Raw genomic sequence first — 21560 nt, 5'->3', positions numbered from 1 at the left:
ATTGCATGCATCACAACATTACTTCGAGTACCGATGATACTAAATTAAGACTTGTGAAGATACAACACAAACAGCCCTCAAGTTTTAAATTTCAAAACGAAGGCTAGGCAAGTTGGATATTCTTTAAGATGAATTCCTCAACCTTAAAGTCATGAGGCACATCAGGAATCAAAGTCCATGAAGGAAGTTTTTCTATTTGATTCTGCATCCATTTTCGAACTTCATAAGGATCAGTTCCATTCTCCACTTTTATTAATGCCTGGATTTCAATGTCCTGATACTTATTAGGACATTTCTCCAATGAGAATGCATAACTGCGGAGTGTAACAGTGTCGATATAATGATCTAAATCTGAGAAATTAGCGTAATCGGTGTGATCATAAGCTGCTGGACGAGTATAGTTTTGTTCGAGCTTTGCTATGCTTTTTCTGCACATTCTTTCGAATGAGCGTAGACTGTGATGACTCACAGCGGATGCAAATTCAAAAAGTCGACCCTTTTCGAGTTTCCTTGGACTAATAAATTTATATACTCCGGTAGCTTTAGCGATCTCGAGGTAAGCTACCATACCCTTATGGCGCAATTCATCTTGGATGAAATCTAAAATATTCGTTGGAAAAATTCTGTTCTTTTCGTATAATTCTCGGATTTTTTCGACTACATAGCGAATATACTTAAAGCTCTTACCTCTCAGCATACGAACAAGTTGGAAAAATTCGCTTCCGTTATTAATTAACTCGAATTCTCCTATCAGATTCTCGGATAAGAGTTTTTGAAGATGACGAATAATCCTCCGGTGTGTCCTTTTACCATGAAGGACATCCCGATATTGGGTTCCTGGGACGTATTCGCTTATGTAGGAGTCATTAATTAAGCAGGTTAATTTTGCTGAGGTTGTACCCTTCTTACCCTCAATGTTCCATGACTTAATAAGAGGCTCGTCAGAAATACGTGTGTTAGAAAGAAGCTCTAAGAGTTTCCGGAGCTCATAAACATGGCGCTTGTGCAGCTGCTTCAAGATGCCCTTCTCTTTGTTTAACCAATAGAAGACATCTTTCCCCTTCTGATTGCCCTGCTTCCGAAGTAGATCGAATACAAACTTTTGCCCAGAGATCGGCAAATCCGTGAACTGTTTCGAAAACACAAAAGGATTTACTACAACAATACGTCCAATTTTATTGGTTTCAGGATTAATAAAGTGATTAAGCGAAAACTCACTAATTACCCCAGTTACCTTTTCTTGAATGAGGCCCAATTTAACGAATTTTTCAAATGCGATGTAGAACTGATCATCACAGCATGGATCTTCGTAAAGTTCATGGAGTTTTTTGTAAATCTGATGTCTTGATACATTTTGGAGCTTGCCTTCGGAATTGAAGCACACATGAAGTGTAACCATAAGCATTAAATCAGCTTCAGTCACATGCCAAACAAGTCGACTAACACCATTGCTTCGTGTTCTGAACTTCTCACTGGCATGGATCTTTTCCGAGATGGAGAACAGAGCATCTATAAATCCATCAGTTAGTGCGATATCCTTCTTCCCTGATTCTTTGGGCTGTGTGAACTCAAAAACTACATCCGTCATAATTGGACCTCCTCTCATAAGAATATGTAAAAAAATGCTCAGATTGTAGACGTAAAGCGGGATATTTTGGTATCATTCCTTTAGAAGACAAAACTAAAGGAGACCCTTAACATCCGATTGGAAGTTAAAGGCTGCAGAGATCAATTTAGGCTGGCACGCCATTGGTCTAGTACATTTATTTATGAGACATGTGGTGGTACACATCTCTCACATCAAACTTCCGGTGGCACGGAAGTTTTTTGTTTTATATCAAATGTCAGCTTTTAACCTATTTCGACATTAACATTTACCCCAATATCGGTCAATCGGAGTAGAATGTATGGTAATTTAATGAAGTAGACCGATTGTACACTTAAAAATACATTCTACTCCGCGTAAAATACATTCTACTCCCATGAACATACATCCTACTCCGTGTAAAATACATTTTACTCCCTCCTATACCATACATTCTACTCCCTAAAAATTCTGATAATATTTTTCCACATTAATCGACTTTTTCTTTATCAATAAAAATTGAACGGAGTAAAATGTATGGTTTATGGCGAAAAGCGGAGTAGAATGTATGGATTTTGACGGAGTAAAATGTATGGATACTGAGAATTACGGAGTAGAATGTATGGTTAAATAGGGAGTAGAATGTATGGTTAGTAAATAATTTAAACTGCAAGGTTGTTGCATTAGAGCTTAGACCTTGCAGTCGAATATTTTACAGTTGACCTCAAATCTTATTTTGAAGCTGAAACGGCTATATCGAGCATTGTAAGTTGCAGGGGCTTATCCAGGACCGACATTTTCTCGGGTTCCGTTCCTAACGTAGCTTTATGGCCTTGAAGCCAGTCTGACGCTACAAACTCGATGTGAGTATATTTTCTACCTGTTTTACACAAATTGAACGCGGTAATAACATCGGCATCCAAGAGATGGCGAAACGAAGTTTCAATAGTCTGTATTGTCCGTGCACGATTAAATTTCGTATCCTCTTCATCCTTTAAGATGATGTGATCAATCAACACATCTAGGTCAAATGTGGAAGTCCCATCTTCAATAGCATCAAGGATTTTCAAATAGATCATCCTTGCATAGGAAGTAGGCAATTCATTAAAGATTACCATGTTTATGAAAACATAGTTACCTGCAAGGAGTGACTCATGAAGAACATCGTGGAAGGATACAATCGCAGCCCGTTCTTTTCCACCTTCTTCTTCCTTGGTTCGTGCAATCCAAGCCAAACTCTTGATCGGACGATGCTGAATTGTAGCAGAGTAGAACTTTGAAGAATTCGGATCAAAGTATTCTTTATATTCAACCCAGGTAGCCGCAATATTTTTCAGGCTCTTGTGAATCAGGCGATACTCTCCTCCGGATGGTTTAGTAACCATAGCTTCAGCTAAATCTTTGAACTCGAACTGGATCTGTTTGTTTTTCCCCTGGTTCAGCCAAAGTTTAAATAAACCTACTAATACCCTCGTGTCATATGAGTTCAGAAGCGCCCCGTTGTCATTCTTATATATCATAGGTCGGAACCCACGTCTTTCTAACTCGAGAATGTCGCCTCCAGTTAATTTGTTCATTGTTACAGCATGGGGTGTGCCTGATAAAAAGACACCGCCTTGAATAAGATTCTTTTCAAGAATGTGCGAATTGTATTGCTTTCGATACTCACGTTTTAATTGGATCGTAAGCTCGATAGTTTTTATAATGAGATCGTAGCGGATTTGTTCAAGATGTTCCGCATCACTTATTTTTTGACCAGCGCCTTGGATCGTTATAAATCTCTTTAGAAGCTCATTCTCTTTATTTTTGAACTTCTCGAGTACCGGTTTTAGCTCGTGAAGGTTACTATTCATTAGTCCCTTAGCTACCTTTTGGAGATCGGATTCAATCATTCGATCAATCTTTTCACTTTCAATGCGGCAGCTCAGCATGTCCAGTTTCTTTTTGGCCAAGGCGTCTATCTCATTGGAGATGAGGTCATTGAATTTTGACATTTCTCTATCCACCTTCATTCCTCATTTCTCCTTCATATTGTAAACGCACTGAAGACATAAATCTATTATCGAAAAAAAAAAGAAGCACCATTACATGGAAATCTCGTTAAACGATTCCATGCAGGTGCTTCCTGCGTTCATTATTTAATTAACATTAATATTAGAATAAATCTAATAAATCGTCAACTATCTTCTACGACGTTTGATGATTTGCATGACATTTTGTGAAAGATCCCTTGCAAGATTCTTCGAAACGAAGATGGCACCGCCAGGATACATTTTTTTCACAGTTTCAAAAGCATATCCTGATCCAATGAAAAGACAGATTACATCTATACCATTTTGTTGCGCTTGTTGTACAATGGATTTCATTGTATTCTCGTCTTCCCCCTCCTGAAACCAAGGCTGTCCGTCAGAAAGAACAATTAGTAGACGAATGGATTCCCGATACCTTCTTAATTCATTTACTGCCCATTGAAGTGCAATAGTATCACGGTTTCCAACTTGCGGTTCTAAACCACCAATGAATCCTTTCTCCACGTCCGTGAGCTTCCCAAACGGCTTTAGAGGAAATACAATAGATGCATGATTAATAACCGCTCTTTCAGGAATCGATTGGTCGTCTGGGACAGGATACTGGACCTCTCCATTCTCATGTTGAACATAGTCACTGTCTGTAAAGGCGTAAGCAGCTGTTGGAATTTTGGCAGACTGCGTTGCTTCAGACAATAACACGATCGCTCGCTTCATTGCTTCAATCCTGCTAGTCCCAGGAAGGAACTCCCCTTGGGTAGAGCCAGAACAATCGTCAAGAACTAAAATTCGTGCATCTTGAGCAGGAGTGCCATTCACCTTCTTTATGAATACATTTGGGTCATCCATGATTGATGCAGACCATACCTTGGATACATTCAAGCGCCCAGATCGTTGATTAGCATAACGCTGATCAGGTGTTGGATCCAGCAGTTTTTTGAGGGCGGCAGCCACCGGTTGGATTTGGCGCTGCACTTCGGCTTTAATCCTATTGTACTCAGGTACGTTATGTTCATAAAACGGGGTTAACACCACATGATCTGAATGAGGTAATTTGCCTTTTCTCTTTTCGTCAATAGTGACGTTGATTTGCTGAGCTTTATAAGGTCCGGTTTCCTCGTCAGCAGCGTTTTCATCAGCTGCTAGTTCTGCATTCAATGATTTCAGTGTCGATTTGAAATCTGGTTCTTGATCAAGATCGGATTCTTCTTGGAGAGCTCCGTCTTCATCTGCATCACCTACTTCTAATTCAGACTCATTCTGGTCAACGCATTTCTGCATTTTCAGCTGCATTTTAACCACAACGCGATCAGAGTTTTGCTGAACCTCATCCGGATCGCCCCAACTCGAATTGTCGTGCCCAGATTCATCCACTTGAGGATTCTCTTCTTCTTGCTCATCTTGGACCATCCAATCCCACAAAGTTGGCCACACAGACTTTACAATACGTGTCGTATTATCCATACCTTCCTGTGTAGATTTACTAAATTTTACGTCTTCGACCATATCCATAACGCTATCAGTCAAAGCAATGGCCTCGGGATGCCAATCAGGTATATCTATCAGGCCGAAACCTCTGCTTGCCAAACATTCGCGGAAATCATGAAGGCGGTCTTCACCCGCATGCTCTCCTCGGATACCGAAGCGCCATTTGTAGTTACAAAAGTCAAAGTATTGCTTTGCCTCAGGCAAATCGGTGATTACGAAGTTTTCCATACGTACATCGACCATCATCCCAGAGAAGTATTTCAACCATCCCATGGGGTACTTATCATTAGATTCCCACTCTTTCCTATCAGTGGATACGTTTTGCTCTCTCCAATTATAAGTAACGCCAGCTACGTCATACTCAATATGACCTCGCTCGTGAATAGCGTGGCCTTTTCGCAGCATTCGAAGTTCATCCATGGTAAAGGATTGATGAGATGGGGTCTGAAGATTGTACTTAATATATATATCAGAATAATTGGTATAGGAGGTCTCCAAATCTGTCCAATACATGTTGAATTTTTTTCGTCCGAATTTGATGAACAGGTAGCGTTGTAATCGCTCCCGCTCTCTGTCTTTAATGATCGCTTCCCTCGACGGGAGTAAGTTAACTGGTAATGCCATAGTGGATTCCCCCAATATCTGAGTTTTTAAATAGAAATGGAGGGGAACTGAATCATCCCCCTCTGGTCATTAATCAGATTGCTCCGTTCTCGTAATCTTCCTCTTCCTTCGTTTTTGGAAGGTCAGGAAAAACACTTTGACGAAGCCCGTCGCGAATCTTGATCTTTTCGATTTTATCCTCAGTGCGATTCAGGATGAAATCCTCAATCGCTTCAATCTTCATCTCTAAGTTCGTACCATACTTCTTGAAGTGTTGCGCCGCGCCGATGTAGCCACGAATGGTCTTAGAACGTTCTCCCGTCCCTTCCGTTGTAATCAGCTCATCTATTTGTTTCTTCACGTTTTCCAAGAAGGTTAATGTATAATTATCCGTCAAACCTGTTTTCTTGATCAACAATTCCCTAAACTCCAGCGAATATGGCATCTCTAAGACCGCAAAACGGTCCATCAAAGCGCCATTCGTCAAGCTTACACCTGCGTATTGCTCACCCACGTTCATCGAACCAATAAAAAGATGATGCGGATGACGTTGAATCGAGCCCTTTAAGGTTGGAAGTTGTCGATTTTCATCAAGGACGGGATGGAATACTGCAGTAATCTGTCCTGGAATCATATTCAATTCCGAGTAGTTGGAGATGCCTCCGTATTGTACCGAAGTAGCAAATGGAGATAGGTCGAAAAAGACTTCCCCCTTAGCAAAGGAACGGTCTCCAACGATGCTCTCCTTACTTTCATTTGCATTTCCTGATTGTAAATAAACCGGCAAGCCGAGCACCCATGCGATGGTTGCAATCAACGTATCCTTCCCGGAACCTTTTTCACCGATTAGAATTAGATCTTTGCCATTCAGAATGTGCCGGAAAGCACGAGCAATAAATGTTCCCATGTAAGGCATTTCTGGCTTTACCGGCTCTGTAGCCATCGTCGTCATCTGTACCTTATCGAATACGGACTCGCGCAGTTCATTAATATCCATAATCATAGACGCAGGAAAATTCTCGTCCTTCAAGTAAGATAGAACTTCATTGAAGCCATCTCTCCAATTACGCTTGGTCGAGATCGGAGATGCTGTTGATGTCGAAATCATTGGATTCGACGAAGAAATTGGAGTAGCAGAACTCGCCGCTGCAGAAGACCCTACCGGGACAGGTGGAACCACGTTGAAGTTTAAAGAGACGTCATCATAGGTTGTGGCGTCCTTAACCAAATGCTCGTAGTCACTCGGATCTTTCGCGTGATAGGTTTTCTGCATTAGACATCCAAGTTTTTCTGCTATAGCTTGAGCAAATGCAAAATGGTTGCATCTAGCCCCTGACGCACTATCTTCGCAGTAATGATAGAAAGCGCCCCCGTGCTCATCACTCACCACATAACCAGGCACATTAAGACTAGTAAAGTGGATTCGAATTACAGAAACTTGAACTCCTGCTCGGTCATATTCTGCTTTTTCGATCTGTTCTACTTTTTGCGGCAACTTCATCATAGCTGTCTGCAGGGTCATAGGATTGAGTGGTTTGGTAATGGAAGCTCTAATACGCTTAGTTGTAGTTGTCATGATCTGTTCCCTCCGAAATATATCGTTTAAAATCAAAAAGCCAATGCAAACCTCATAGGAGGATCACACTGGCTCATTCTGCATGCGCATTAATTCGTTTTTTCTGTTCAATCATCTAAACAGCCTGTTTACTCCCTTTCATTATTCTGGGGACCAAATGGGCCTTATCAATCACTTCGATCAATATATCTAGTGGAATTACGCGATCAACGCTTTCACGCATATACCTTGCTGGCCAATCTTCTTTAATGATTGCAACCACTTTTGAGTATTTACGAGCTCTCTCGACAGCTGGTACAAGGTCAGCATCTCCCGAAAAGATAAATAAAATATCGTACTGTTCGCGGGCAAATTCAACTATATCGAGTGCAGCGAGTACATCAACTCCTTTTTCTTGCAACCTACCATTTGGATCGGGCTGACAGATCCCTTTGTGGGTATGGATACCATCTTTTTTCAGAGCATCAAAAAAGCGAGTTCGATCGTAATAACGCTTCTCATCAAGCTTCTTAGGTGGAATGGCTCCATAGAAGTGATACTCGCAATTTACATCTCCATAATCGCTCTTGAGTACCGAATGAACTGCCTCATAGAACGAAACCCATGGCCGAATTCCTTGAATATTCATGGAATGCAGTTGATGTATTGCATTGATCTCGTCTACTAGGATAGCTGCTTTTATAGTCATGACGAAATGACCTCCCCTTCTACATCAATGGAGAGCTGAAAGGAGAATAACGATGAGAGATCTGATGCATCAACGGGGACACCCAACTTATCCTTCCTGTTTTCAACAGACAAAATCCAAGTACCGGCATTGACAACAGGAATTGCAGCTATGCTTAGATTCTCATGTGGTGAACGCCAAATCTTGTCAGCGGAGCGAGAAAAGCGCAGACGTTTAAGTTCTTTCGTTGGCAGATCTCCCTCATAAGTAAACTGGATCGATACACAACGTGCGTTTTTGAGCCAGATTTTGATTTGACGATAAAGATTTCGCATGTTTACTACCTCAACACTGGAAAATTCCAAATAGACCCTCGTAGGATCGAAGCGATTAGCTCTTACACTTCCTTTACCAAACAACAATGGTTTAGGTAGTTCTAGAATTTGATCCCAGGTCATCATTACTTTTTTAAGTATCACTCTTGGTTTCCTCCTGTCGAATCGAAATAGGTTAAAAACAAAAAAACCACCCATTCACAGAAACCAAAATTACAACTCGAAAAAAGAGCAATTGTAATTAGGCATCTATAAATAGATGGATTTTGACACAGTAATTCCTTGTTGGTTTTGTTATGTAAGTTAGAATGGGTCCTTCCGCGTGGCGGGACCAGTAAAAGAAAAATGAAGAACGGTATAACTAAATAATACCATAAATCTATTTGAATGATAAGCGTTGGAATGAAAAGTGGCCCGGATGGGCCAGCAGGGGATAGAGCCGATTTAATTAAGAACGTCTTTGTAGTGAGTTAACAGATAATCATTGACTTTGTCCCATTCATCGTCATTGTCGATGTCGTGAAGCTCCGAATTCCCTTCTTCAATCTCTACAACTTTAAATAAGTTATACGAGGACTCATCAGTACTTGCAACAACATAACCTTGAGTTTCAATATAGAACATCTTCAAATATTTTAACTTGGTCCGATTGTCCAGCTGATCACTAATGATAATTAAATCAACTGGAAAGTTTTCATGGCGTGAGCTTGTGCTCATAATTTCTCAGTCCCCGTTCTAAAGAATATACTTAATCAGCACAACGGTGCATAATTGTCAAAAGTTAATATTATCTATCCACTTTAAGTTATAAAGTGAGAAACTGTCAATAATTTAGACCAAGAACGTATTGAGAAAGGGGTTTCCCCCCTTCCCAATAAATCTTCTTGATTCTAGATGTCATCATCTTCTATATTCGGCTGCAGCGACTCATAATACTGTGAAGCAGTCATCCCTGAGTAGTTTGGCTGCAAGTACGGAATAGACTTTCGTACAAGAACATTTTTTTCGAAATTATAGGATATAAAAGTGTCGGGACCAATTCCGGAAAGAATACGTTCGTCGGTGCTGAAGCGAACTTCCACACTCGGCATATATATTTGAGCCAGCTCTGCAAGAGTTTTAATGCGGCTGTCTCCGTCTGCAATTAAAATTAAACGGTTGGGTCTATGATGCTCCGGCAAGGATTTATAAGCGAGTTCTGTCCTTTCGAACCTAACAATCGTCTTATTTACCCAATCTCGAGTCGGTCTGAAAACTTCAATCCAGAACTCTTTAAAATCGTTTCTATTCTTAATGACCTTAAATGAGGCGTAAGGATAATGATTTGAGTTTGTGCCCGGAATTTTTATCGGTGGTCTACGAGTCCATTCCGTCAAGCGATCAATGCTAACAAGCTCACTGTAGAGCTCGTTTGCAATCAAATCCAGAAAGAACACATCCATAGAGGGGGATCGTCCTGGTGGAAAAGCGATAGGCTGAAGCCAAAATTTATCCGGCAACCTTCTTTGAAACAAGGTTTCTGCTGCTTGAGCACCTGTGCGAGTCAAGGCATATACAGTTGGCTTTTTACGCTCATCCTGCAGAGGAGATACCCATGAGAAAGCACAAATAATCCCGCTTTTACGGCACTTTTTGATGAACTCAAAAGTGCTATTATCATTTTCTTTTGTTGGGTCATCTCTTAATACTCGGTGGATTTGGCTCCGTGTTGCGACTCGAATGGTAGAAAGTAGGTCGAGTAGCTTGATTTCTCTATCACGAAAATGCCCATCATTCAACTTCTCTGCTAACCAGTACTGTCCATTACGAATCCCCTCGTTCGCTTTAACAAATACCTGAGAGGCATATGGATCACTGAACAAACCGAATTTCGAGCCGTCCGGTAACAACATTTCACCAATGTCATTCGGTGAATCCTGGCCATAAGGATTGTGCTCCGGAGGAACTAATGTAAGTACGTGTGGTGAATGAGAGGGAGCAGATGTCCCTCTCGCCACACGCTCAGGATGCTCAGAGCCTTCAAAACTAAGTCCCAATGCGCTATTCTTCATCAGACGAGTCTTCTGCCTCGTCTGCCGGCACTAATTGCTTTATTAGGAATGATTGTAATGGCCTTCATTCGCTTTTGCTGATGGTTGATTTCTAACACCTTGATTGAGACTTTCTTTCCTTTTTGCAGGACATCAGGTGATGCGTTCGGTGGAAAGTTCGTCCGGACAGTCAATCCCGGTACCAGCTCTATAAATACACCATGTTCAGAGTGTATTTTAGTAATCGTTCCGGAGTAGGAACTTCCTTCTTTGAAATGGGCAATCTTGTGCCAAGGATCTGGAAGAAGAGCCTTTGCGCTTACTTCCAGCAGTCCGTTTGGATTTTCAGCAGTAGGAGCCTCAGCCTTTAGAACTTTTACATCGATAGTGTCTCCAATTTCAAATTCCAACCGGCAGTCCTCAATAAACGACCAGCTTATTTCTTTCTTGTTCAGTACGACAGGAACACCTTCAACCAGTAGGTACAAATTTGAAACGTCCATACCACGAATGAAACCAACAGCCACAAAACCTTCCTTAGCTACACGCCAGAAACGCTTTGCAGAAACATCCAGGGCGACAATACGGTTCGCGAGAAACCAGTGGCTCTCACCATCTTCGCGATCGATACTCTCGACAACGAATTCGAATTCCTTACCCAAAAAGTGGTGTAGACCCTTGAATTCGTAGTTATCAATTCGTGTCTTAGGTAGATAGCCATATACACCTTTGTAGCAAAGCTTAAGCATTTCTTCACGCTTTTCACCAAATACCAAAGTTTCTAATCCAACTGCTTCAGCGTAGAGCACTTGATTTACACGATGGGACTCTCGAAGATCCGCCCACGCAAGTTGCTCTTCGTTTACGTTTTCGAAACGTTGTTCTGTTGTACGCATTAATTAATCAACTCTTTCTTTATAAAATTTTAGAATATAAAAGGTTGCCGGAAAATAGAAAAAGCACCTCGACACAGGCAAAATGCCTAGTGTGCGAGGTGCTTCCCCGTTCCGGTCTATTTGATTACTTTAATGATAGTTCTCATGGGGAAACTTGTCAACTATTAATCATCATCGACCTCAGTATCCGCCAGTTGAGCAAATTTTGTGAGTGCTATTTCCTGTTGAGTTTGCCGGTTTCCTCTTTTATCAGGGGCAACAAGGTCGAAAATCTCAGGATCTACTGGCGGAACTTTTTGTGGCTCATCAGAAGATTCCTCAATCTGATCAGAAGGAGCGGCTACTTCACCAGGGGAAGTTGGCAGCAATACCGCCACCTGTTTAGAGCTATCTATTTCAATATCTTCTAGAGTCCATCCATCTGTTGATGTTTCATCAGCTGGGAGAAGAGAATTATGCTCTTCTGTAACAGTCTGATTCACATCAAGTTGATCAAAGAGAGTGTTTAAGGATTTTTCCATTTCTGCAGGCAATCCGGTGCCATCAGAATTATTACTTTCGCTTCCGTCCTCCTTACTCACATCTGCCACGACATCTTGTTCAAAGGATTCTCTCTCTCTTTCCATCGTATTATCTGTAAAAAAGCTGTATTCAGCCTCCTCTTCAGGAGTAAGTGATACTTTTGTGCTGGAATGTTCTTCATCATCCTCAATAGGATGAAGCTCAACTTCGATGGGAGATTCCTCATAATTAGACTTAGACACATAGTTTGACACACTATGATGTTCAGTTCCAGTCAAAGGCAAGGATTCATTCCTTTCGACATTTTGAAGCCCTGCCGAAGTTGTAGTGCTGACAGGTACAGGAGCTGGATTTAAAGGCGCAGCTACAATCTGCTGCTGCTCGGCAGGAGAGGTTGGAAGCATTTCAACATCCGTTTTCTCTATTGTCTCACTTGCCGATTCTTGCACCATTTGCCTTGGTCCCTGCTCACCAGCATTCGTATCATTGAATAAAGGTCTAAGTAAATTCATGTGTGAAAGCATGTGAGCCGTTACGGCAATCGGTTTGTGATTCTTCGTTTCAAATTCGATTTGACCTATATTAACAAACTTTTTTATGAATTTCGTTTCATTAATAAACTTACCATAAGACATAATCGGAGAGCGGACACTACCATCTCCATCAACTAAATCGACAATGAAATGTTTGAACTCCTGCTCTTTGATATCTGTCGGAGAGAAGCGAGCAGCAAGTTTACGTTGTGTATTGTAACGCATGCCCCAGGATTGGTTAGGCATACTTACCGGTGTGGTCGATTCATTCATAGACTCTTCTACCTGTGGTTCTTCTCCGAAATGTTTTGAAAATCTTTCGTTATCTTCGAATTCTCCACCACCAAACACCGTTTTATTACGAGCAGAGTTCATGACTGTGTTGTCAAAACCTTGCTTAACTACCTTCAACTGGCCCAGAGACTGGATAGCAATTAGTGTCCCGACCTTAAATGAACGTCCAAGTGTAAGTAAGCGGACAAATGCCTCGTTTATATAGAGCGGGAATTCGTCAATGTTGAAGAAAATAGGACATCTTTTAATACCACTCTCATCTGGTGGTCGACGGAAGACGCTGGACTGAAATTGTCGGATAAAAAATTGACCGAACGATAAACTCAATTCTTCCAATTCGCCTAGAGCTGTGTTTACAAGGAGAACACCGCCTTCTTCCAGAAACTTATCGATATCAAGCGCTTGCTCTCCTTCGTTGGCTACCATTAACTGTGAAAGCATTGTATTCATGACAATGTCGTTTAGGTATTTTTTAGCTCCGGTTACGAACTTATCCTTCTTGTTCTCAACGACTTGGTATCCTTCATACTTATGCCCAGATTGATAAACGACTGGATGAACTGAACCGTCTTTCTCGCGATAAGTCTTGTAATCCAATATGTCATTCTCAAAATAAGAAACTATACGATCATAACGTTCAAGATCAGATTTCTTATCAGGATCTAAATCTGCTGTCATTAATTCTTTATCAATTGCTGCTCTAACCTGTTCCGTCATATTCGCAAGATATCTAGGGTCGCTATACATCTGCTGCATCTGAACAATGGAAAACAAATTTCCATAACGGATTTTACCCAGCATAGTGTATAAGCTTGCTGTCTCATTTTGTTGTCCTTTAAAAAACTCATCCTGATCTCCGGCAAGTGCATCAAGCACACCTCGGAATGTTTCAGCAGCTGCCTCTAGTGGACCAACGAACGGATTAAATTTGATGGAGCGAACAAGGTCTGTCGGGTCAACAATTTTGATTTTATGGGCAGGAATTCCAAGCTGCTTACAGAGTTTCTGAACATCTCTGATCAAATCACCCTTTGGTTCTAATACGACAATACCCATACGTCTTCCGCGTGCTATCCTGATCAAATCCTGAGTAATACGAATGAGAATAGACGTGGATGTTTTACCTGTGCCTGTAGCACCTACAATCAATTCGTGAAGATACCGGGAGTTTTCACTTAGAACAATGGGTTTGTTCGTATCTTTTTCCCAACCGACAATGACGTCACATGTTTTACCACGAAGAGTAAACGATTGGCTTGCGAGTAATCCGAACTCCCACTTATAAAACATGTCTTGCACGTCTTCATTACGATAAAATTCTTTCGCAATTAGATACACCGAGAATAATGATATGAAAACCGGTACACACATAAGAACATAGCCGAAGCTTTCCATTGATCTCACGACTAGGTAGTCCTTATCGGACTGAACTGTTGTAAAGAAATCAAACAAATATTGTCTGACGTACCACGCAAAAATAGAACAAAATGTAAGTATAAAAGGTATCCCCGATAAAATAGCAGCTCCTTTGCGCCCACGCCTCGATGTCCAGCTAATCCATGTGTCATAGCCCTTCATAATTGGCTGCGTAGTCGTCGAGTACAACCAAGTCAATAATGGAAGATTGAGCACAACGATAATCCAAAGTGCGAGATTGTGATGCAACGGAACATAAAAGAATTCTAGCAGGGAAACATAAGGTCCATTAGGATTTTCTAAAAATAGATTAAAGAATCCAATCGGACCTGAATCAACATTAAACCACTGAGCGAAAAATATTAAGAATGACGAGTATCCTAACCAAAGGTTAACAAAGATGAGAATAGTAACCGCTATTGTGTGGAAATAAATACGGTACCATTCAGCCAGTCGTTCACGATTGTCTACCCACCATTTTCTCGTAAACGAACGCAAGCTCGGAGGCATGGTCTCTGCGGTTTTAGAGTCGGTGAAAGATGTTTCTTCCATGTGTCACCATCCTTTTTGTATATTTCTTGAATATAAATGAAAATCTTATTTATCCCCCTCCTAAAAACAAAAAAAGAAGCACCAGATACAGCTGTTGCGCTGTAACTGGTGCTTCCAGTTTCGAGTATTCAGTTTACTTTTACTAATTATACTTCACAGTTTGTTGGCTAGACAAGCACAGGTTTCTGTAGATTCTCAGAATCATAAGTACATTAACATTGGGCTTATGCTTTACATTTTACTCTGTCGTTCCGCTCTCCTAAACCTGAGCTGTACTACTATTAACAAAATTATGTGTCTCTATTTCTCACATCCGACGCCGTCCCCGTCTCGATCTAAGTGAGTGCTATATCCTGGATCCCCTGCATAAATGGGATCAGCTCCAGCCGCCCTAACTGCTGAACAATTCTTATAGTAAACGTTTGAAACTACCTCTTCTTCGACAACCTCTACTTGTGGTTCTTCTTCGATTATAGGTTCTTCCTTAACGATGACAGGTGCTTTTATCTCAGGCTCTGGCTCAACAAACCCTTCCTCCTGGACATAATTTTCTATACTCCATATTCCTTTAGATGCTTTCTGCGCTGTTTTTTGGATCTCCTCAAACTGATCAACATACTTTGTATTCGGTGGATATATGTATGCCACACGTGCTAAACCATACTCTAACAACTGTTCATTTAGCATCTTATCATTTACCCATACATAGGCCAGTAGTCTCCCGTATTTATCACGTTCAGATACATCGAGCTCTAGTTCGATGTCCCCTTTATTAGTTTGTTTCTTCACGAAATTAGATGCGTCTTTCCCGAAAGGCTGAACTTCTTTTTGTGGATGTACAGTTTCTGGTGTGTCGATAAGCAGCAATCGTACTTTCTCTTCTCTTCCTTCTACCTCTACATGAAGTGTATCTCCATCAATCACTTCTATAAGAGTAGCAGGAAGCCTTCCACTGCCAATAGGTTCAGAATTGTCATTTGTATTCACTTCTGTTGTTTCTTTTGGTTTAGCTTCTTCACTTACATCCTCAGAAGTTCTAACAACTTCCGTCGTTGCTTGATCCGAATTTTTGTTCACTTGTTCAACTGTATTAGTCTCAACATTAGGTACTGTTGATGCGGTTGGGGAATGTTCAGTGGTTGAGAATGATCCTAAAAAGATAATTAACGATAATCCCGCAAGACCACCAATAATATAACTTGTAGTCTGCTTCTTACCATCGTTGCTTCGGAACAAATAAAAAACAGTAAGAGAATAAAATCTATTCCCTTACTGTTTGTGAACTTAATCAACTGCAGCATTTAATTTTAATTTCTTATCTTTAGCAGCGCCAGTGAGCTGTCTGTAACTTACGTAAAACATTAAAAAGAAAGCATTAATCGGTACTATACAATGCCTGTAGTACTTGCGATCATCAAACCAATTAAAAGAGGTTTCAATCGATGCGCGTCCTTCATAATTACCTTTTACAACAATTGCTTTATCCCATGGACGAATATAAACATTTTCTCTTTGAAGTTCGGATGCTGGTATGATAACTTTATAAGTTCTAGGCCCATTCTCTAACAAATGTGCATTCTTAAAAGAAGGAAAATAAGGCTCGTTTTCGTTCCTTTCATCACAGAGGTGAAACCAAACAAACTTATCTCCACTTTCTCCTCGCTTCATCGAATAGTTCGAGCGAAAACTTGAATTGCCGTGAAGTTGAATAATTCCTGTAACCTTATTTTCCTTAACAACATCTCCAGACAAATGATTAGTATAATGTATTAGATTTTTGCTTTTAATGTAATTCCATTCATTGTCTTTAACACTACGGGTAAAATATCTGCCACACATTATATATAGAACAGTATATGCAGCATGTAATATTATCGGGCATAAAACAGCACTAAATAGAGAGTAGACAAAATTATTATACAAAGGGTTTGCTGTGCTCGTATTTAGTAGGAAGAATACTACGCTAAAAGATAATAACATCTCGAAAGAGAAAAGTACTGGAATAGTAACATTAAAAATCATCTTTCTTCGGGAATAAAGTTTACTTTTATTCAACATATAAACCACCTCTTAAGTATGATATCGGTACATAGCTATTAATTATTTTGCATTGGTTAAATCAATTAAAACCTCCTTCGCTCATTAAATATCTATAATAAAAAAAGCACCTTCCCAGAGAATATGACACGAAAAAAGTGTCTTCTTCATCTAGAAAGATGCATTTGGTCAAATTTTTGTAATGCTATAGAAATAGCCTATTCATCGGTTAATCGGGAATTTAACAATAGAATGCTTCCTCGCGCATGCAGGAAGTAATTTAAAAGGAAAGTTAAAGGTATACAATAATTATAACACTTTGTTTACCGTCTCTACTAGTTATATTTAGAATTTGTCATCCCATTATAATGTTGAGTGAAGATGCAGGGGTTCTATAGTTTTAAATTTGAGTGTTGTAACAAAATCAAGGTACAATAAAGTAAAGCAGGTATAGGAGTCAGCTGCTACATAGATTAAGATTAATGAATCAGAATAAAAACTAGGCATTAATCATTCCAAGAATAACGCATTGTTTGACATTAAGAAGGGAGGGTGTTCCTTGAGAATGAATGAACTTGAGACAAAGGCGCACTCAAATAACAAAAGAAAGTTAGAACTTCTTCGCGACCTCATAGAAATTGTTTCGACTCGAGATCCGATTGATTATTCTAAATTCAACCCCAAAAATAAAAATAAAGTCACCATTGAGGAACTAGTATTACTTAATGAGGAAAAAGACAAAGAAGTAAAAGCGTTGCAAAGCGCTTGGGAGGAATTAGAAGGCCTTCTTTTTAACGATCTTCAAATCACGCTGCAGGAGAAGAATCAATTAGCCACTTTCCTGGGTTACAAGAAAAAGGAAGAGAAACAGAAGAAGCAAAGTCGCGGGCGCAATAGACAAGTATGGCGTGCCGACTAAAAGAAAAAACACCATTGAGGAAATGAACTGCACCCCTTAGAATGGACATTGGAAAAACCCCTGGGTTTAACCGATGAAATTCTAGGGGGTGCATTTTTGTATGGCGATCAAAGGTCAAAAGTTTAGGACATATTCTGAGGAACTCAAGTTGGAGGCCATTCGTTTGCACATAGAAGAGAAATGGACCTATCGACAAATCAACGACCATTTCGGAATTCAAGATGAGGGTCGAATGAAGCGGTGGATGCGTAAATATCGTGAAAAGGGTGAATTTGGTCTGTTGGATCAACGTGGAAGGCGGAAGGAATACATAGATCAGGAGCGATATGTTCAACAATTGAAACGGGAAAATGCGATGCTAAAAAAGTGTTTGAAAATCTGGATGCGGGAGGAAAAGAACAACGATTCAAGCTCATCGAACAAACGGCGGACATCGGCCAAGTAGTCGAACAATGTCAGCTTCTTGGTGTCTCTAAAAGTGGTTACTACGCCTATTTGAAGCGGAAAAGGGAAGATCGAGATGCCGAGGCTAAACAACTCATTCGCAAAGTGTACCAACGATACGAAGGAAAGTATGGATATCGACAGGTTCAACTGTTCTTGTGGCAAGATGAAGGGGTTTGGATGAACCACAAGAAGGTGCTACGCCTGATGCAAAACCTTGGCCTTCGAGCGAGCATTCGCCAGAAACGTCGATTTAACATGACTTATAAGGCTGCCGAACGTGTAGCTGAGAATCTGCTTCAGCGGAAGTTCACTGCCGAAAAACCAAACCAGAAGTGGGTGACAGATGTGACTCAATATCGGGTTGGCGAGCGCTGGCTCTATCTTTCAGCCGTGAAAGACCTATTCAACAACGAAATTGTGGCTTACGAACTTAGTCAGCGGAATGACAATGAGTTGGTGCTTCAAACATTTGCCAAAGCGTTCTCCAAGCAAAAAAACGTGACTGAATTGATCGTTCACAGCGACCAAGGATTCCAGTACACGTCTCATGCCTACCACGACATGCTGCCGAAGGTTGGCGCCCAAATCAGCATGTCTCGCCGGGGCAATTGTCTAGACAATGCCTCTATGGAGAGTTTCTTCTCGCATCTCAAAACGGAAGGACTCTATCCTTATGATATACGAAATCTGCTAGAGGCACAAAGCCGAATCGAGAAATATATCCGTTTTTACAATCGAAGACGGCCGCAGCGTAAATTAAACAAACTGACGCCGATAGAATATCGACGTCAGTTTGGATAGGTGTTTTTTCAATGTCCACTAAATGGGGTCTTGACCAAAAAACTCAAGGTGTTTTTTCTTTTAAAATCTGTTATTTAGCCTATCCAATTGCTTGCGCAGCTCGTGTGGGTGATGGATTTCCACATATCGATATACAAACTCCTCATTCCCAAGTAGAAGGAGAGCCCGACGTACGCTCTTTTCAAGTTTCACCCCTCCGGGTTGATTTGAGTAAAACTCTCTTACCGATCCACTATCCGCGCCTTCCAATACAATTAGTACGAAAAAGTCCACTGATCCATCGGTATATTTCTCTATAAGATATGTCGATGTATTACCTCGAAAAATCATCCGTTGAAACGGAATTGGAGGAACAGGTAATGTATTGAGGCTTTCAGGACTTAGGTCCAGATCAAGAAATTCAGATGAATATGCGTTATAATTTCGCAACGCCTCAAAATGATGTAATGAATGGATTTGAGATAACCGACCGTAAAATGTTGTGATTATAATGTTCTCATCATCATTTTCATATGTAAAAATGATCTCCCGATCAATAATGCCAACACCATTAGGTTGAAGTTCTACTCGGCCGAATTGGTTAAAAAGTAAGTTTAGTTTTCCTTGCAAGCAAAAAAAATTCATCCGGCTACTACTTACTCGCTCATTCCATCTTTGTAAAGCATGATCAGTAATAATGATCTGTTTATTATCTGATGCCCTTTTGTCTAATCTAGATAAGATAAGGGACTTCATGGATCTACTTTGGAAATAGCCCTCAATGGATTCAAAATTATCGTTATTATGAAATGGACTTAGAGTGCAGAAATATTCTTGTATAGTAATTGTTTTAACAAATTTAGATATGACAGACTTCATTTTCCCCACGCCTTCCTCATCTACTTAAACCATTTTAACAAAAATTTATATGATGGTTTAAAGTAGATAACTATGCAAGCATTTTAGTACCTCGGCTGAGGTAAAATAGTTAATAGCGAGCATTCAAGGTAGTTCTTTTCAGAATGTGTTTCCTCGAAGATGGTTAATGCTTCATCAATAAGAGGATTCATTCTCACAGAATTCAATCTTCCCAGCCTATAAAGTAAAACAGCTTTCTCCGGTGATTTATCTTCTATGCTAAAGAAATCTAACGCCTTCTCAAGTGCCACTTGCTCTTGAAATATGTCCTGCGTAGTTTTTGATATAAGAAGTGCGTCCAATTCATAGGCTCTAAATCCATTCTGAATACCATGTATATCAATATATTTTTTGCAGGTCTCAATCATTTCTCTAGCATCTTCATAATTATCGTTCTTAATCTCTATTTCAATCAAACGATATAAACATTTTAGTTTTTGCGGAATGATATTAGATGGTACATTCAACTGAAAAAATTCTTTAAGGTCTGAAAACATATATTGGAATAAAATCCCTGGGCGAACCTTGTGTAGAATAAAAATGAGTTCCAAGGAATTAAACAGACTGCTTAGATCTTTTTGTCGTTGAAACCAATTCATTGAATCAAGCAAAAGTGTTTTGGCTTTCTGATATCTACCTCGAATCCAGTAAGTAATGGACAGCAAATACGATGCATGATAATAAGCCTGCTCGTTTTTTCCTTTTGTGATCTCCATGCATGAGTGCACGTGGTACTGAGCAAGATCTAAGTATCCTATGTGTAAATAGATAATCGTTAGATTAAAATGCACATTTGAATAATCAAGACTTAACACTTCGGTATTTTTGTCTGCATAATTCAGGGCTTCCCTTAATACTTCAATGGCCTCAAATAGTTTCTGTTCTTTTACTAGTAGAGACGCTAACCCATTAAAGGATCGCATTTTCAGTTCGACGATGTCACAGTCCGAACTTTCTGCTGCAGAGATCGTTTCCCTATAGTAATCCTGAGCTAAATCTAGGTCAGAAACGTCGCGATAGTATTCAGCCCATACAAAATGTAGGTGAATAAGCATCTTATTATTAGGTATTTTTTCAGCTCGTTGTTGCAACTCATCCAGCGTTTCATTTAAACCATGAAGAAGTCCTGCACTTAGTTTATGTTTTGCAAAACTTATTGCTTGTTTCAAACTTTCAAGCTCATCAGAAAAAGAATCTGATTCGTCAGCTAAGAATACTTCTACGGGTTCATTTAATGCATTTGCAATCTGCACTAATTCCTCATAAGGGAACTTCGCTCTTTTCCCCTTCTCGATGTTACTTAATTTTCCTGTTGCATAACCTAGGACTTGAGAAAGTTGAATAATGGTGATTTTTTTGCTTTTTCGAATCCTTCTGATATTCTTACCAATTATCTCTGGATCTAAGATTGTATCGTATTCGAACATATCATCATTCCACCCCAAAAATTAGTAAAGACAGCAAATGTCAAAATATAATTATACCCTCTACATTAAAAACTATAATCTATTATGTCAAAATATATATATTCCCCTTCACTCAGACTTTTATTCATAGATAATATACCCTGAAGCTACTGAAGTGTGTATAAGATAGTTTCTAGGAAAGAGAGAATAAAAATTAATTATTTTAATTATTCTGAATAGATACATGGTGGAGGAAATATCACACATCCACACTTCATAGATATAATTGCACTTTCAATAAAAATGAAGATTTTGAATATGCAGTACTCTTTCTGAACCTTACCAACAATAGTTCTGGATGTAGCAACAATTTCTCCGAAGTGAGATTCGAATTTTTCATAGCATCCGCGGAGGAAGATATGTTACCAATAGTTTATTGGAACTGTCTAGTTGCATTTTATAATATAGCTCTGCACAGTAATCATTTATAGCTCCAGCCTCTTCATTGAGACTATCCTTTTAACCCTCT

General features: G+C 39.9%; 17 protein-coding genes. 3 read left to right on the top strand and 14 right to left on the bottom strand.

Going from position 1 to position 21560, the window contains the following annotated elements:
• Positions 1–103: 103 nt before the first annotated feature.
• The 12 genes from BM415_RS19900 to BM415_RS19845 form a co-directional block, all read right to left on the bottom strand.
• A complete protein-coding gene (locus BM415_RS19900) occupies positions 104–1588 on the bottom strand; it encodes a hypothetical protein (protein WP_090727569.1) in 1485 nt (494 codons plus the stop codon).
• Positions 1589–2316: 728 nt separating this feature from the next.
• The gene (locus BM415_RS19895; protein WP_090727568.1) at positions 2317–3597 is read right to left on the bottom strand and encodes a hypothetical protein; all 1281 of its coding nucleotides are present in this window, start codon (positions 3595–3597) and stop codon (positions 2317–2319) included.
• A gap of 168 nt (positions 3598–3765) precedes the next feature.
• A complete protein-coding gene (locus BM415_RS19890) occupies positions 3766–5724 on the bottom strand; it encodes a vWA domain-containing protein (RefSeq protein WP_090727566.1) in 1959 nt (652 codons plus the stop codon).
• A gap of 73 nt (positions 5725–5797) precedes the next feature.
• A complete protein-coding gene (locus BM415_RS19885) occupies positions 5798–7279 on the bottom strand; it encodes an AAA family ATPase (protein WP_090727565.1) in 1482 nt (493 codons plus the stop codon).
• 115 nt (positions 7280–7394) lie between these two features.
• A complete protein-coding gene (locus BM415_RS19880; RefSeq protein ID WP_090727563.1) occupies positions 7395–7967 on the bottom strand; it encodes an NYN domain-containing protein in 573 nt (190 codons plus the stop codon).
• Complete coding sequence (locus BM415_RS19875) at positions 7964–8425, bottom strand: hypothetical protein (protein ID WP_090727562.1); 462 nt, start codon at positions 8423–8425, stop codon at positions 7964–7966. Before BM415_RS19875 ends, BM415_RS19880 begins: the two co-directional genes overlap by 4 nt.
• A 300-nt stretch (positions 8426–8725) precedes the next feature.
• The gene (locus BM415_RS19870; protein WP_090727560.1) at positions 8726–8998 is read right to left on the bottom strand and encodes a DUF1292 domain-containing protein; all 273 of its coding nucleotides are present in this window, start codon (positions 8996–8998) and stop codon (positions 8726–8728) included.
• Between the two features lie 173 nt (positions 8999–9171).
• A complete protein-coding gene (locus BM415_RS19865; RefSeq protein ID WP_090727558.1) occupies positions 9172–10332 on the bottom strand; it encodes a replication-relaxation family protein in 1161 nt (386 codons plus the stop codon).
• Complete coding sequence (locus tag BM415_RS19860; RefSeq protein WP_090727556.1) at positions 10332–11207, bottom strand: hypothetical protein; 876 nt, start codon at positions 11205–11207, stop codon at positions 10332–10334. Before BM415_RS19860 ends, BM415_RS19865 begins: the two co-directional genes overlap by 1 nt.
• 164 nt (positions 11208–11371) lie before the next feature.
• The gene (locus BM415_RS19855) at positions 11372–14524 is read right to left on the bottom strand and encodes a TraM recognition domain-containing protein (protein ID WP_090727554.1); all 3153 of its coding nucleotides are present in this window, start codon (positions 14522–14524) and stop codon (positions 11372–11374) included.
• Between the two features lie 300 nt (positions 14525–14824).
• Complete coding sequence (locus BM415_RS19850) at positions 14825–15760, bottom strand: thermonuclease family protein (protein ID WP_244533609.1); 936 nt, start codon at positions 15758–15760, stop codon at positions 14825–14827.
• A gap of 48 nt (positions 15761–15808) precedes the next feature.
• On the bottom strand, positions 15809–16582 hold the full coding sequence (locus tag BM415_RS19845) for a hypothetical protein (protein WP_090727552.1): 774 nt from the start codon (positions 16580–16582) through the stop codon (positions 15809–15811).
• A 544-nt stretch (positions 16583–17126) separates the two neighbouring features.
• On the opposite strand from BM415_RS19845, the gene BM415_RS19840 reads away from it, so the two are divergent.
• From BM415_RS19840 to BM415_RS19830, 3 genes are all read left to right on the top strand, one after another.
• Positions 17127–17480 carry a hypothetical protein gene (locus BM415_RS19840; RefSeq protein ID WP_090727551.1) on the top strand — a complete coding sequence of 118 codons (354 nt, stop codon included), beginning with the start codon at positions 17127–17129 and terminating at the stop codon, positions 17478–17480.
• A gap of 100 nt (positions 17481–17580) precedes the next feature.
• Positions 17581–17925 (top strand): helix-turn-helix domain-containing protein, encoded by a 345-nt coding sequence (locus BM415_RS19835; RefSeq protein WP_090727549.1) that lies wholly within the window; start codon positions 17581–17583, stop codon positions 17923–17925.
• Positions 17847–18728, top strand: a complete 882-nt coding sequence (locus BM415_RS19830; protein WP_090727547.1) for an IS3 family transposase — start codon at positions 17847–17849, stop codon at positions 18726–18728. Before BM415_RS19835 ends, BM415_RS19830 begins: the two co-directional genes overlap by 79 nt.
• 60 nt (positions 18729–18788) lie before the next feature.
• Here the strand turns inward: BM415_RS19830 and BM415_RS19825 are convergent, their stop codons facing one another.
• Both BM415_RS19825 and BM415_RS19820 read right to left on the bottom strand, forming a co-directional pair.
• Positions 18789–19586: a hypothetical protein gene (locus BM415_RS19825; RefSeq protein ID WP_090727545.1), complete on the bottom strand. Its 798-nt coding sequence runs from the start codon at positions 19584–19586 to the stop codon at positions 18789–18791.
• 83 nt (positions 19587–19669) lie between these two features.
• Entirely contained in the window at positions 19670–21052 is a 1383-nt protein-coding gene (locus tag BM415_RS19820) for a helix-turn-helix domain-containing protein (RefSeq protein WP_090727543.1), read from the bottom strand.
• Positions 21053–21560 lie beyond the last annotated feature (508 nt).

Source organism: Paenibacillus sp. 453mf, assembly GCF_900116105.1.
Taxonomy (GTDB): Bacteria; Bacillota; Bacilli; order Paenibacillales; family Paenibacillaceae; genus Paenibacillus; species Paenibacillus provencensis.
Note: the sequence above shows the minus strand (reverse complement) of the source record. Positions and strands in the feature narration are given on the sequence as shown.

Coding starts and splice junctions, on each gene's coding strand:
- BM415_RS19900 (WP_090727569.1), bottom strand. CDS start 1,588: ATGACGGATGTAGTTTTTGAGTTCACACAGCCCAAAGAATCAGGGAAG.
- BM415_RS19895 (WP_090727568.1), bottom strand. CDS start 3,597: ATGAAGGTGGATAGAGAAATGTCAAAATTCAATGACCTCATCTCCAAT.
- BM415_RS19890 (WP_090727566.1), bottom strand. CDS start 5,724: ATGGCATTACCAGTTAACTTACTCCCGTCGAGGGAAGCGATCATTAAA.
- BM415_RS19885 (WP_090727565.1), bottom strand. CDS start 7,279: ATGACAACTACAACTAAGCGTATTAGAGCTTCCATTACCAAACCACTC.
- BM415_RS19880 (WP_090727563.1), bottom strand. CDS start 7,967: ATGACTATAAAAGCAGCTATCCTAGTAGACGAGATCAATGCAATACAT.
- BM415_RS19870 (WP_090727560.1), bottom strand. CDS start 8,998: ATGAGCACAAGCTCACGCCATGAAAACTTTCCAGTTGATTTAATTATC.
- BM415_RS19865 (WP_090727558.1), bottom strand. CDS start 10,332: ATGAAGAATAGCGCATTGGGACTTAGTTTTGAAGGCTCTGAGCATCCT.
- BM415_RS19860 (WP_090727556.1), bottom strand. CDS start 11,207: ATGCGTACAACAGAACAACGTTTCGAAAACGTAAACGAAGAGCAACTT.
- BM415_RS19855 (WP_090727554.1), bottom strand. CDS start 14,524: ATGGAAGAAACATCTTTCACCGACTCTAAAACCGCAGAGACCATGCCT.
- BM415_RS19845 (WP_090727552.1), bottom strand. CDS start 16,582: ATGTTGAATAAAAGTAAACTTTATTCCCGAAGAAAGATGATTTTTAAT.
- BM415_RS19840 (WP_090727551.1), top strand. CDS start 17,127: ATGAATGAACTTGAGACAAAGGCGCACTCAAATAACAAAAGAAAGTTA.
- BM415_RS19835 (WP_090727549.1), top strand. CDS start 17,581: ATGGCGATCAAAGGTCAAAAGTTTAGGACATATTCTGAGGAACTCAAG.
- BM415_RS19825 (WP_090727545.1), bottom strand. CDS start 19,586: ATGAAGTCTGTCATATCTAAATTTGTTAAAACAATTACTATACAAGAA.
- BM415_RS19820 (WP_090727543.1), bottom strand. CDS start 21,052: ATGTTCGAATACGATACAATCTTAGATCCAGAGATAATTGGTAAGAAT.